Raw genomic sequence first — 13,565 nt, forward strand, 5'->3', positions numbered from 1 at the left:
GGTTAGCGCTGCAGGCTCAGCTCCACTGTCCGGCCCAGCAATGTTGCCACCCGTACTGTGACCACCGTGTTGCCAGCTGCATCGCGTGAGAGAGTGGCGCCTGTTCCACCCGTGACGCGGCGGTATTTTGTGCCCTTGAGCGTGATCGCCAAGTACTCGGCAGCATGGGTGGGGTCAGCTACCGCGAGACGGCCGTGACCTGGATTACCCGAATAAAGTACACACGCGGGTCCATTGGCAAAAATGTTACCTACCCAACCTGCCTGCCAGAACACTGCTGCGGATTCCTTGTGTCCTAACGCAACGCCTTGTCCTACAGTGTCATTGCGCAGGATGCGCGGTGCCTTGCGAGCTGCCTTTTCGGTAGTCTTGGCAGTGGCTCCCGGTAGCAGTGCGTAGGCGTAGCTGGCCTTTTTCGGTTGTTTTCCGTGGTCTATGAGCAGCGTGGCGTATTCACGCTGGATGATATCTGCGGGGCCGCCGCTATTGATATTTTTCCACGCCCCCGTGCGCTGTTCGCGCAACACTGTCAGTGCGGTGCTACCCAACAGCAGGTAGCCGCCGGTCCCTTCCACGTGGGCCCATTTCGGGTTTTTGTGGATGCTCGGTGAGGCGGCTGCGGAAGCCACTCTGCGGCCGTCGAGGGTGATCTTCTGGCCTCCCGCAGGGCCCAGATTGCGGTGCTCCACAACGGTCTCCACCCTAGCCTCTGATGGCGAGTGGATGCCGGCCCCGAGCGCCACTACCATGTCCGGGGCGTAAAACCAGGCCTTGCGTGCCTGCATGCCGGTGCCACCCGGGGCGAGGAGGTGCATGCCCACAGCGCCACTGGTGCCCAGGCTGACTCCTCCGGTCCAGTCGTTCCCCGGCGTACGCTCTCCCCACTGCCCCTCAACTCGTGGGGGCAGGGGGGTGGTGTCCACCGTGGTCCCTGGTAGCTTGACCAGATTTGCGGTGGGCCAGAAATTGTCGTCAAAGTGGTCCGCTTTACCCGTGTACAGGTAGGTCATGCCGGAACCGGTCTGGGCTCCTAAATCATTCTCGCCGTTGCCACACTCATACCAGGCGATGCGGTTGCTGCACAGGCCTAGGCTGAGCGCCCAGCCGCTTCCACGGTAAACGGAGCGGTCCATGCCTGCAAAGAAGCTGTGCCCGGAATTCTCAGCGAGTGGACTTACGTGTGCAGCTGCCAAGTCCTTCAGCAGTGCTGTGCGGGGGATCGACGCCCCCGTCATGGGGTGTTCAAAGGTGTTGCGTGAGATCCAGCCCTGGCAGAGCCTGCGCCAGCGCTTGGCAGTGGCAGGGTCCACAGCGCGGGCCAGCCACAGGATCGCTTCAATGGCCTTGTCACCATTGTCGTAGCTGCGTTCCTGCGTGCGTGAGATGGCGCGGCCGCGCACAGAATCCATCATCTGGCCATTGTGTATGAACGGCGCGAAGGAATCCTCGACGGTCTTGAACAGGATGTCCCGGCTGGGATCGGAGACGGCGTGCTCGGATTCGCTGAGCAACGAGAACAATTTAGAAAGCCCACTGAGCAGTACCAGCCCATACGTTCCCGTGTACGCGATGGTTGAGTGCTGCACAAACGAGCCGTCGTCAAAGAATCCGTTGCCGCTGGTAACGTACTGCCATACCGGACTCAGTGCATTGATGGCCTGTGCCAACCGGGCCGGGTCATGGCCAACAATGGCGCGGATGATGCTGCCCTGGCAGATGTCCACACGGTTGGCTCCTTGGGAGAGGATAGGCCCGCGCTCTGCCGAGAACTGCTTGGTTGGATCCGGAATGAAATGATCCACGGCGGCCATATACCGTCCCAGTAGTTCCACCGGGACGTGCGATCCCAAGATTGCCAGAGCATCACCCAAGGGACGGGGAACACCGATTTCCCAGTTCCACCAGTTGCCGAATTCCGGTTGTGAGGTGTTGTAAATCAATCTGTTGCCATCTTCCAAAGCGGCCAGCAGATGATGGAGAAGTTCGGCATTGCCCTCATGCGCTGACCCCGGGGTGGCCCACGCCGTAGCCATTTGAGCCAGCCGCTTGTACGTGGTGACCATGTGGGTATCAGCACTGAACGCGGCGTCCGAAAAAATCTGCACACGGTTACCGCCCGGTAGTAGCTTGGAAATTGAGGAGGTCACCTCGGTGTCTAGTCGGACTAGCGCTGTTGCAAATTCGGGATCGCCGGCCGTGATGAGCTTGCGGCCCGTGATCTGATCAACCCAGCGTTCCCGCAAGGCATCAAGCTCCGGAGCCGTGGCGGTCTCCGCGGCCTGAGCCAGCGGAGCAAAACCGCCCGTAAGAAGTCCGGCGAAGGTCAAGGCTCCAGCGCCTTGTAGAATGTGCCGTCTGGTCAGTCCATGCGTCATGGCAAGTTTCCTTTACTCCACGGACGCCGCACTGGATGCAGGGCCCTTTGATACCTAGCAGTACAGAAGCAGCGTAAGAGAGGAATAAAGGACTACTGGTAGGGACCAACCTTTCGGATAGTGCTTTTCTCGCTGCCGTTCCCCGTAGCGCGACGGGATTTTCTTTTCTTACACACCATCCCAATTGGGGCCCGTGAAGGCGCCGAGCGGATCCGCGGCTCCTGTCACAGACCCCAGGGTCACGGCCCGCAACGGACTGTGCTGGCCCGCACCGGCAACCGGGAGCGCTGCGCCATCAAACTCCGGTACCCCGTGCTTGGCAAACCAGCCAGCCAGCTGCGAACGCAAACCCACCAGCGCAGGGTGCGGGGCGGCGTCGTTCATTAAATTCCTGCGCTCACCAGGGTCGGCCACCAGGTCATAGAGCTCGTGCGGGCCGTGCGGGTGGCGGTGCACGTACTTGAATTCGTGGGTGCGGATCATCCGGACCGGGCCGTATTCGTCATAAACCACGACGGCGTCTCCCGCCCTCCCGGACGCCACCCCACCGGAACGCAGCAGCGGGGCAAAGGATGAGCCGGGCCCCGTTTCAAACGGTGCCGGGTCCACGCCGACCAGGTCCAGGATGGTGGCTGCGATGTCGTACGCGGAGAGCAGCTCGTGACGGATAAGGTCGGGGGCAATGCGTCCGGGCCAGTTGAAGATGGCAGGAACCTTGACAGAGGAGTCGTACATGTTCTGCGGGAACGTGCCGTTGCCCTTGCCCCACACGCCGTGGTGGCCGCAATTGAAGCCGTTGTCGCTGCTGAAAATGACAAGGGTGTTCTCACGCAGGCCCAGCTCCTGAAGGTGCGCCATGAGCCGCCCAATAGCCGCATCCATGGCGCTAACGGCGGCAAAGTAGCCCACCAGGGCGGCCCGGACGTCCGGTTCCCCGCCAATCGCCACCCCGTTCACGGTAGGCTGCCACGGGTGCGGCTCCTCCTGCGGGCAGCTCTCGAAGGCGCAGTCCGCGTACAGGTCCTCGAACTCTTTGGGGTGCTGGCCCTTCCACGGTTTGTGCGGTGCCGTGTAGTTCACAGCCAGGAAGAACGGCTCCACTTCTCCAGGTCGGGCTGCAGCTGATTCCTGCCGCCGGGCACCTTCCCGTGCCAGGAAGGCGAGGGCGTCCTCGGTGATGGCGTCGGTCAGGTAGGTGGTGGTTTCCTCGCGCTCGCCGTTGCGGTACATGGTGGCGCCGGTATACGGGCTGCCGCCGCCTTCGAGTCCGTACCAGTGCACAAATCCCTTGCGCGGGGCGTCATTGGCGCCCAGATGCCACTTTCCGGACAGTCCCATCCGGTAGCCGTGATCGGCCAACACGTCGGTGAAGATTTCCTGCCCGGCCAGATAATCCGGGGCCCCGGCTCCGACCTCCACTCCGGTGAGGTAGTCGTGGACGCCGTGTCGGGACGGGATCTGCCCCGTCATGAGGCTGGCACGGGCGGGGGAGCAGACGGGGGAGACGGCGAAGAAATTCTCCAATCTGGTGCCGTTGGCGGCCAGGGGATCCAGCACGGGAGTGTGGATGTCATCATTTCCGGCGCAGCCCAGCGCCCACGGGCCTTGATCATCGCTGAGGATGAAAATGATGTTGGGCTTGCTGGCAGGCTGGCCGGTCACGAGTGCTCCTTCAAAGGTGTTTAACCCTCATCAATACCAGTGTTCCGGCAGAGGAATAAAGGAGGACTCAATAGACCGCAAACATTGATGGAAAGCGTTTTCCGCACTAGAGTTAATGGGACTGCCGTTGTTTGCCGATGAAAGGATTGCCATGCCGTTGGCGTTTTCCACCCTGGGGTGTCCCGGGGATTCTCTGGAACAGGTGATTGCCACCGCCCACGCATCGGGGGCAACTGGTGTGGAGCTCCGTGCCGCCGACGGCGAGTTCGTCTTCCCTTCCATGGATGCGGCCGGGCGCGCCCACGTGGCGGGCACCCTCGCCGCTGCCGGGATCACTGTCCTGGCCCTGGCCAGCTACGTCCGGGTCTGTGCCGTCCCCCACGAGGGGGTGGGCGTAAACGATCCGGTGCTCGCGGAACTGTTGGCCGCCGTGGACCTTGCCGCAGATCTGTCCGCCGCACATGTCAGGGTTTTCCCGGGGGCCGGCGTTGAGCCGTGTGGGCCGGGAGAGGAGCCGTCCGCGGAACTGCTGGCGGCGGATCAGCACGGTGCCGCCCGGCTCAACGCTGCAGCCGCCCATGCCCGGGCCCGCGGCGTGAGCATGCTGTTGGAAACTCACGATTCGCACCCGCGGGCGCAGGATATTGTGCGGATTCTGGCTCATGTTGACGCGGACGCGCCTGTCCAGGTGATTTGGGACCTGATGCACCCGTGGCGCTACGACGAGGCGCCCGCGCGCACTGCCGAGTTGCTCGCGGACTCGCTGGCCTACGCCCAATACAAGGACGGCGTTCGTCAGCAGGGCACCAATACAGTGAGCCTCACCCTGCCCGGCGCCGGAGAGCTGCCGCTGGCGCAGATGCGGGATCTGGTGGCAGGAATTTTGGCCACCCGCGGTACTACCGAGCCATGGATTTCCCTTGAATGGGAACGTGCCTGGCATCCAACGCTGCCGCCCGTGGCACAGGCATTGGAATCGCTCAAGGCCGTACTGGCTCCGTAACCCTGAACTTGCCCCCTCATTCAACACCTACAGGAGCAGCCATGCCCTCGTCTGTAAGCAAGCCCGTCAGTAAGCACCAGCCCTACCAGCCGCGCACATCCAGCCAGCCCAACATCATGGTCATCATTTCCGATGATCACGGCTACGCCGACCGCTCCATCCTCGGCGTGCAGAACGATGTGGACACCCCGCACATGGACCGGCTGGCACGGGAAGGCGCCTCGTACTCCAACGCGTACGTCACGGCGCCCATCTGCTCGCCGTCCAGGGCGGGACTTGCCGCCGGCAGCTACCAGCAGCGATGGGGTGCGCGCTGGTTCACGGACTCAGAAATTGGCCCGGAGAGCGTGCCCACCATGGCCGAGCTGCTGCGCGCGGAGGGGTACACCACCGGCTACTTCGGCAAAGTGCATTACGGCAGCGAACACCACGGCCACCGCGGCACCCCTCCGCAACACGGCTACGACGAATCGTTTTACGGCCTGGCTGGGGAATCCATGGGCCGGCTCAACTACCTGCACCACTCGGAGGAGTCGGTGGCAGAGTACGGCGAGGCCGCATTCCCCATGGCTGTCCAGCCGCTGTGGAACGGCGAAGAACCGCAGGAGCTCGAGGGCTTCCTGACTGACGCCATTGGTGAGCGGACCCGCCAGTTCGTGGCCGAGCACGCGCAGACGCCGTTCCTGGCCACCGTCGCGTTCAACGCCGTCCACAACTTCTGCTGGCAGCTACCCGCCGAGGAGCTGGAGAAGCGCGGGCTGCCCGCCTACGAGGACTGGAACCCCGGCGCCGGTGAGTACATTGACTGGTACGACGGCGCCATCAGCCCGCACCTGGAAAACGGCCGCGCCTACTATTTGGCCCAGCTGGAGCTCATGGATGCCCAAATTGGGCTCATCCTGGACCAACTCGATGAGCTGGGCCTCACCGAGGACACCATCGTCATCTACCTCACTGACAATGGCGGATCCACCTGCAACTACGGTGTGAACCTGCCGCTACGTGGGACAAAGTACACACTGTGGGAAGGTGGCGTGCGCGTGCCGTTCCTCCTGCGCTGGCCCGGGCACGTGGAGGCCGGCACTACGCTGGCCGGGCTCACGAGTTCCATGGACATCCTGCCCACGGCAATGGCTGCAGCCGGCGCGGACCCGTCCCGCTATGCGCACAGCGACGGCCGCGATCTGCTGGCCACATCCAGTCACGACGCCCTACATTGGGACTGCGGCTGGCAGTGGTCTGTGCGGCGTGGGGACTGGAAATTGGTGTGGGTTGAGCCCGGCTCGCCCGTCGCGGAGGCCATCAGGGACGTGGAGCACGCCGAGCCCGGCAGCGGCTTCTTCCTGGCCAACCTGGCTACGGACCCTGCCGAGACCACTAACCTGTACGACGCCGAACCAGCCCTCGCCGCTGAACTCCTCGCCTTACACGAGGCGTGGGTGAGAGACATGGACGGGGCCTGCGTCTAGGACGGGCGAATCTAGTGTAGGTGGCAGGGCTCAGGGCAGGTGAGCGTATATTTCCACTGGTGCCAAAACACCTGACCGGAAGGCCGCCAGCAAGTTCACCATGGCGGGCAAATCCACCCCGGCAGGTCCTCCTGAGCTGGTGGCTCTTTCCAGAAACGCAATTCCCTCGGCCAACGGTTTGGCCTCCCTGTCCACAATGAATCCGGTCTGGGACAGGGCGTCGCTATAGGCGAGCGGAGGCTGCATAAAGGAAGTGTCCGCCGTGAGTGCCCACGGCAGCGGATAACCCTCAACGTCCCCGCCCATGAGCATGACATCGTAAATGGCGAAGACACCGCCGGGACGCAGTACCCTGGCCGCCTCGGCAAAGACGGTGTCCTTGTCCTGGATGTTCATCCCCACATGGATCAGGAGAGCCACGTCAAAGCAATCATCGTCGAAGGGCAGTGAGAGGATGCTCCCCTGACTGAACGCCACCTGGTCAGTGAGTCCAGTGCGGGCCGTGAGTGAGCGGGCCAGCTCCACGAATTCCGGGGTGAGGTCCACGCCGTGAACGGTGGCACCGAAGCTGTGGGCTATATGGCGGGATACCCCGCCGGTACCTGACCCCAAATCAAGGACCCGGGTGCTGGCATTGATGCCCGACTGCTGGGCTATGCGCGTGGTTGCGGCTGCCCCACCAATGTGGAGCTGGTCTGCGCCGTGCAGATCGGCTGGGGCAAAGTGCTCGGGGTTCCCGCCGCCGGCCTTAATGATCCCCAGTAACTGTTCCTCTACCTTGCCGCGTCCGTAGTGGGCGGCAACAGACTCCTCGGTGTTCATGGCGTCTCCCTTGGCGCGAGCAAAGTGCGGAGGGCCCCGCATTTTTTGATCCTACTCCGCCGAGTGCCAACCGACACGTGGCAAGTTCGGCGGCCAAGTTAATGCGCCTTCAAAAACTGTAGTCTTTAGCGAATGTCCGCGGCGTCAATGATCCGATAGGCGTAGCCTTGTTCGGCCAGGAAGCGTTGGCGTTTGGCGGCGAACTCGGCATCCACGGTATTGCGGGCCACGAGTGTGTAAAAGCGTGCGGTCCGGCCATCCTTCTTGGGCCGCATGAGCCGGCCTAAGCGTTGCGCCTCTTCCTGCCTGGAACCAAAGGATCCGGAGACTTGAATAGCCACTGAGGCTTCCGGCAGATCGAGGGAAAAATTGGCCACCTTGGAGACCACCAGCACCGAAATAAGGCCCTGCCGGAAGTCCTCGAAGAGCCGTTCGCGTTCTGCCACCTTCGTGTTGCCCTTGATGAGGGGTGCATCCAGCCGTTCCGCCAACTCGTCGAGCTGGTCCAGATACGTGCTCATCACCAGGATTTGTTCCCCGGGATGCGCGGCCACAAGAGCCTGGGCAACAACCGTCTTCGCTGGTGAGGTAGCCGCCAAACGGTACCTCTCGCCGTCGTCCGCTGTGGCATAGGCAAGGTGCTCGGGCCGGGAGAGATCAACACGAACCTCAACACAATCTGCTGGGGCAATGTAACCCTGGGCCTCAATTTCCTTCCAGGGGGCGTCGAAGCGCTTGGGGCCGATCAGGGCGAACACCTCGCCCTCGCGGCCATCCTCCCGCACCAAGGTGGCGGTCAACCCCAGACGACGGCGGGCCTGCAGATCCGCGCTCATGCGGAAAATGGGGGCAGGTAGAAGGTGAACTTCGTCGTACACCAACAGTCCCCAGTCATGGTCATTGAGCAGTTCCAGATGCGGGTAGATGCCATTGCGGCGCGTGGTCAGGACCTGGTAGGTGGCGATGGTGACGGGACGGACCTCCTTCACGGCACCTGAGTATTCGCCAATCTCCGACTCCGTCAGTGAGGTGCGTTTGAGCAGTTCCGCTTTCCATTGCCGGGCTGAGACGGTGTTGGTGACAAGGATCAGGACGGTGGTTCCCGATGCCGCCATGGCCGCCGCGCCCACAATGGTTTTGCCGGCACCGCAGGGGAGCACTACAACGCCTGATCCTCCGGCCCAAAAATTCTCCACGGCCCGGCGTTGGTAGGGGCGTAACGTCCACTGTCCCGGCGCCGTGCCGTCCGTCAGCGCTATCAGGTGCGCCGTCCCGTCAACATAGCCGGCTAGGTCTTCGGCGGGCCACCCGGCCTTGAGTAGCAGGGCCTTGAGCTCGCCGCGGGCCGAACCATGCACCACCGCCGTCAGCGGATCAATGCGGCTACCAAGCAGCGCGGCAACCTTTTTGGTGTGGCTGACCTCGGCCAGGATCATCTCATCGTCACTGCGTAGAACCAGCCCGTGCACGGGGTCCTTCTCAAGCCGCAGCCGGCCATACCGGGCCATAGTCTCGGCAATATCCAGCAGCAGCGGGTGAGGCACTGGATAACGGGAGAAGCGCAGGAGGGCGTCCACTACATGCTCGGCGTCGTGACCGGCGGCACGCGCATTCCACAACCCCAGCGGGGTGATCCGGTAACTGTGCATGTGTTCCGGCGCGCGCTCCAGCTCGGCGAAGGTGGCAATGGCGTGGCGAGCCTCGTGCGCATCCGGGTGCGCCACCTCCAGCAGAATCGTCTTATCCCCTTGAACAATCAGCGGGCCATCAGCCACGGAGCTCCTCTCCTTCCAGCACGTCCACACTCTGAATTCGGTGAATACTAAAACGCCGGGGCGCGCCGGTGTCAGCCAGGCGGGTGAGCAGCAGCCCACCCGAAAATGAGACTGGCACCGCCGTCACGTGTTCAGTTACGCCTACATTATTGACCGCATGAACCCGTATCTTCAATCCGCAGGCAACAGCTCGGCGCACCCCCTCCAGCACCAGGGCGGGCCCTACCTCACCCTGCCCTGCCTCATTTTTCCCGGCCGTATTTTTCCCTGCCGCCCGTAAGAGTGCCAGCTGTGCTTCCACTTCTTCGAGAAGTACGACGCCGGAGCCTGGCCATGGCGCGTCCCCCACCCAGTGCGGGGGTGCCGGTTGCTGGGGTGCAAAAAGGCATTGTGTGGGAGTTGGCGCCAGCGTTCTTTGCGCCCGGGCCGCTTCCGCAATAAGAAATTCCAATGATGGTGGCACAGTTGTGCTTGAATACCGTTTGAGAAAATTTTGGATGGTTTCGGCGGACATGCCAGCTCCCATGGCAGCGGTCAGGGACAATTCGCTGAAACGGAAGATTCCGGCCGGACCCCGCCCCTCCACAACGCTCACGCACCTCAGTTGTGCCGCGATGTGGGGAAGGAGGGGGCCCGGGGCGATGGCCGTGAGATCGCCTTGAATGACAAAGCGATCAATCGCCGCAGGCAAGAGCTGCGCCACAGCGCTCGCAGCCTGTAACCAATCGTTCCGGGCGGCGGCGTCCCCGGCGCAACTGCAGGCCCCGGCGCCCGTCAGACCCAGCCATTCCAAGTGGGTGAGTAATTCCGGAAGTGCTGCCACCTCCGCCGTTGCTGTACGCGGGTGATTCCACAAATAAGATTCCACGACTGAATTCAGGCTCAGGGCCCCGGCTGAGGTGATCCCGGAGGGCGAGACAGGGGTGGTGGCAGAGGTGGTGGCAGAGCTGGTGACGGCGACCGGGGCCCAAGCCGGTCTGCCAGCCACCACTGACAGCAGCCTCGCCCTGCTAGTTAGTGCTGGCTCGCCAGCTGTTGCGGGGGAGCTAAGCCAGGAGCGGATCAAGCCCACCCATTGCTCCTGCCGTTCCAGCTCGCTCCACCAAGGGGCTGCCCACCGCCAGTCCCGGGTGGAAGTCTGGAACGTCAACAGCCCTGCCGTGGCGCACAGGTCCAGAAGAAAATGGGTGTGTAGTTCATCCGTTTCCAAGTTTTGGGCCACGAGGCGCACTGTACGTGCCGCGAACTGGCCACTGCGAAGCGCCTGCAATGGTGTGTGCGCAGCGAGGTCCGCGAGCGTATCGACGGATCGTAACAAGGCATCTGCGGCACTTCCCGCCGCGTTCTTGCACACAGCCTCGGTGACCGCACGCACCACAGGTTCGGGCGGAAGAGTTGAGGAGGGCATCTGCGGGTTGGGAACAAGGGCCAGGGGAAGCACATAGGGGGCATGCATGTAGTGCCCGGTCCCGGCGTCGTCCGTCTGGTTATCCGTTTGAAGGAGCAGTAGGCCGCGGGCATAGAGCTCCGGCATAAGGGAAGAGTTGGGGGAAGTCTGAGCATTCCACGGGCCGGTTCCAAGGTGTTGCAGGGCCGGGGCGTTGAGTGCATCCAGGGCGCGGGAAATGCAGGAGGCGGTGGAAAGCCGGGCAGCCAAGGCCACGAATGTGGGCACCGGCGGGTTCAAGGCATCGGGGCGCAGCAGCAGAAGTTTGCGCAGGGCCGGCTCCGGGCGGTTGGCAAGATCCGCCGCAAACGCCGCCAAGGTACCCATAGAGCAGCGAGTCAGGCGGGTTAGGAGCGGCGGCGGGCGGCCACTGCGTACAGGACGCTGGTGCCCATCATCAGGAAGGCTGCGGGAAGGGCGAGCATGGCAATCCAGTTGAATCCGGGCCAGGGGAGGCCGCCGGCCCACTTGCTGATAAGAACCACAATGAGGGCGATCAGGGCGATGACAGCCAGCGCCATGGCCGTGTAATTGAAGATCGCCCAGCCGCGGTTCAACCGTTGCGGGGCAGAAAAATGGGGGCTCATAGTCATAACGCTAACAGCGGACAGGTGTGGCACAAAGCCACACGGGTTTCATCAAGGCGGTAACCTAGTACTCAGTAGAGCTGCACAACCCGCCATTGCAGGCACCGCCCGCCAGATTCCCGGGACCGGGAACGGCGTAGAGCAACCGCGCAGGCGCGGAATGCGTTTCACGAATTTCAACTTTTAAGGGGTAAAGCAAGTGCCTATCGGCAAAGTGAAGTGGTACGACAACGAAAAAGGCTTTGGCATCATTGCCGCCGACGACGGCCGCGAGGTGTTTTTGCGCGCGAACGCCCTGCCCGCCGATGCCGGTGACATCAAGCCCGGCATGCGGCTGGAATTTGGTGTGGCGGATGGGCGCAAGGGCGCTCAGGCCATGGCCGCGAAGGTTCTAGACCGCAGCGCCTCCGTGGCGAAGGCCAAGCGGATGCCCGCCCGGGATCTTGCACCCATTGTCCAGGACCTGCTTTCCCTGCTTGAACACTCGGTTGGTTCACTGACCAACGGCAAATATCCTGACGGCGACGCAAGCAAGATTGCTGCTGCGCTGCGCAAGGTTGCCGACAACTTCGACGCGTAACGGTGCCCACCATGACCGAAATTCCCAGCACTACAACCGCCATTCCTGCACCGCTGCCCGGTGTTCCGGCGTGGCGGGTGGGAAAGCCGGACGCTTTCCTTGCGGCCGACGTCGATACTGCGCGCGACGCGGTGTTGACCATTGCCGATGGTGCGTTCATTGGCAAGCATCTGGGTGCCCGCAGTGAAGGTGTTCGCTGCGTGAGTCACTTGTTCGAATCTCTTCAGCCGGGCTATGCCGGGTGGGTGTGGTTCGCTTCCTTGAGCCGGATTGCGCGTGGCAAGTACTCCACTGTCAATGAAGTGGGCATGTTGCCTACAGAGAGCTCTGTATTGGCACCGCCGTGGGTGCCTTGGTCTGATCGGGTTCGCCCGGAGGATCGGCAAGAGGAAGAAGAAGCGGCTGCCGCTCTGGCTGCTGCCCATGGGCCGGCGGGGCACGGGCACGCTGAGCACGGTAGCGATACTCACTCGGAGCACGGCGGCTCAGAAGACGGCGCCTCAGAAGACACAGAAGACTAATTCCCTACCGCCTAGCAAAAGCAGTTAGTACACAGTAGGCACAGTAAAGGCCCCCACCGTTCTCCGGAGGGGGCCTTTACTGTGTTTACTTTGCCTGCTGCGCCTTCGTGGGCTGCTGGCTAATTGCTATTAGATGTTTTCGATGACGAACTCGATGCACTTGATCAATGCTGTGATGTCCTCGGGATCGATGGCTACGAACGTGGCGATGCGCAGCTGGTTGCGGCCCAGCTTGCGGTAGGGCTCGGTGTCCACAATGCCGTTGGCGCGCAGCACCTTGGCCACGGCAGCGGCATCGACGGATTCATCGAAGTCGATGGTCACAATGACGTTGGAGCGGTCCTCGGGGTTCACCACGTACGGGCTGGCCACGGCGGATTCCTCGGCCCAGGTGTACAGGCGTCCGGCGGAATCCGCGGTGCGAGCCGAGGCAAAATCGAGGCCACCGTTGGAGTTGAGCCACTGCACCTGGTTGTTCAAGGTGACAAGTGTGGAAAGCGCAGGCGTGTTGTACGTCTGGTTCAACAGCGAGTTATCAATGGCGGTCTTGAGGTTCAGGAAGTCCGGCACCCAGCGGTCGGAGGCCGCGATGCGGGCGGCACGCTCCAGCGCGGCGGGAGAGAACAGGCCAAGCCACAGCCCGCCGTCGGAGGCGAAGTTCTTCTGCGGGGCGAAGTAGTAAACATCGCTCTCACGCACGTCCACGGCTAGGCCACCGGCTGCGGAGGTCGCATCGATAAGGATCAGCGCACCGTCATCGGCACCGGCCACGCGCTTTACGGGCGCGGCAACACCGGTGGAGGTTTCGTTCTGCGGCCAGGCGTAAGCGTCCACGCCGGCCTCGGCAACAGACACCGGACGCGTGCCGGGCTCGGCCTTGATGATGGAGGAGGCGGCCAGGAACGGGGCGTTGTTGGTGGCGGAGGCAAACTTGGAACCAAACTCACCGAAGGAGAGGTGCTGTGCCTTGTTTTCCACCAGACCAAACGCCGCAACATCCCAGAACGCGGTGGATCCACCCACGCCGAGAATCACCTCGTAATCGTCGGGTGCATTGAAGAACTGCTTCAGGCCGCTGCGGACATCGCCCACAAGGTTCTTCACGGGCGCCTGGCGGTGGGAGGTGCCAAGCAGTGATGTGCCGGCTTCGGAGAGTGCCGCGACCTGCTCGGGACGGACCTTGGAGGGGCCGGCGCCGAAGCGGCCGTCGGCCGGGTGCAGGTTGGCGGGAATGGTGAGGGGCGTGGATTCGCTCACAGCTGGCTCCAAAATTTAAGCGATGGAAGTGTCCTTGGTTGATCAAGGACTCTTGCCAATTCTGCCG

11 protein-coding genes are annotated in these 13,565 nt (G+C 62.8%); 4 read left to right on the forward strand and 7 right to left on the reverse strand.

The genetic code is table 11. The annotated features are described in order from the left end of the window. Positions 1-2 precede the first annotated feature (2 nt). On the reverse strand, positions 3-2,375 hold the full coding sequence (locus tag ABIB48_RS16605; RefSeq protein ID WP_354213663.1) for a polysaccharide lyase 8 family protein: 2,373 nt from the start codon (positions 2,373-2,375) through the stop codon (positions 3-5). Between the two features lie 168 nt (positions 2,376-2,543). Beyond that, entirely contained in the window at positions 2,544-4,037 is a 1,494-nt protein-coding gene (locus ABIB48_RS16610; protein ID WP_354213664.1) for a sulfatase family protein, read from the reverse strand. Between the two features lie 151 nt (positions 4,038-4,188). Here ABIB48_RS16610 and ABIB48_RS16615 point away from each other — a divergent pair, with 151 nt between their 5' ends. Beyond that, positions 4,189-5,040: a sugar phosphate isomerase/epimerase family protein gene (locus ABIB48_RS16615; protein ID WP_354213665.1), complete on the forward strand. Its 852-nt coding sequence runs from the start codon at positions 4,189-4,191 to the stop codon at positions 5,038-5,040. 41 nt (positions 5,041-5,081) lie between these two features. Then, the gene (locus ABIB48_RS16620) at positions 5,082-6,509 is read left to right on the forward strand and encodes a sulfatase family protein (protein ID WP_354213666.1); all 1,428 of its coding nucleotides are present in this window, start codon (positions 5,082-5,084) and stop codon (positions 6,507-6,509) included. Positions 6,510-6,539: 30 nt separating this feature from the next. On the opposite strand, the gene ABIB48_RS16625 is transcribed toward ABIB48_RS16620, so the two are convergent. The 4 genes from ABIB48_RS16625 to ABIB48_RS16640 all read right to left on the reverse strand — a co-directional run bounded on the left by ABIB48_RS16625 (position 6,540) and on the right by ABIB48_RS16640 (position 11,140). Next, positions 6,540-7,373 carry a class I SAM-dependent methyltransferase gene (locus tag ABIB48_RS16625; RefSeq protein ID WP_354213667.1) on the reverse strand — a complete coding sequence of 278 codons (834 nt, stop codon included), beginning with the start codon at positions 7,371-7,373 and terminating at the stop codon, positions 6,540-6,542. A gap of 83 nt (positions 7,374-7,456) precedes the next feature. Then, entirely contained in the window at positions 7,457-9,106 is a 1,650-nt protein-coding gene (locus tag ABIB48_RS16630) for a DNA repair helicase XPB (protein ID WP_354213668.1), read from the reverse strand. Continuing rightward, entirely contained in the window at positions 9,099-10,880 is a 1,782-nt protein-coding gene (locus ABIB48_RS16635; RefSeq protein ID WP_354213669.1) for a helicase-associated domain-containing protein, read from the reverse strand. Before ABIB48_RS16635 ends, ABIB48_RS16630 begins: the two co-directional genes overlap by 8 nt. A 20-nt stretch (positions 10,881-10,900) precedes the next feature. After that, entirely contained in the window at positions 10,901-11,140 is a 240-nt protein-coding gene (locus tag ABIB48_RS16640) for a hypothetical protein (protein WP_110104841.1), read from the reverse strand. Between the two features lie 199 nt (positions 11,141-11,339). On the opposite strand from ABIB48_RS16640, the gene ABIB48_RS16645 reads away from it, so the two are divergent. Further along, positions 11,340-11,720 (forward strand): cold-shock protein, encoded by a 381-nt coding sequence (locus ABIB48_RS16645; protein ID WP_110104840.1) that lies wholly within the window; start codon positions 11,340-11,342, stop codon positions 11,718-11,720. Positions 11,721-11,731: 11 nt separating this feature from the next. Then, positions 11,732-12,241 carry a DUF3027 domain-containing protein gene (locus ABIB48_RS16650; RefSeq protein WP_110104961.1) on the forward strand — a complete coding sequence of 170 codons (510 nt, stop codon included), beginning with the start codon at positions 11,732-11,734 and terminating at the stop codon, positions 12,239-12,241. Positions 12,242-12,370: 129 nt separating this feature from the next. On the opposite strand, the gene serC is transcribed toward ABIB48_RS16650, so the two are convergent. Continuing rightward, the gene (gene serC / locus ABIB48_RS16655) at positions 12,371-13,498 is read right to left on the reverse strand and encodes a phosphoserine transaminase (RefSeq protein ID WP_110104839.1); all 1,128 of its coding nucleotides are present in this window, start codon (positions 13,496-13,498) and stop codon (positions 12,371-12,373) included. Between the last annotated feature and the right edge of the window lie 67 nt (positions 13,499-13,565).

This window comes from Arthrobacter sp. UYCu511 (assembly GCF_040547105.1).
Lineage (GTDB): Bacteria > Actinomycetota > Actinomycetes > Actinomycetales > Micrococcaceae > Specibacter > Specibacter psychrochitiniphilus.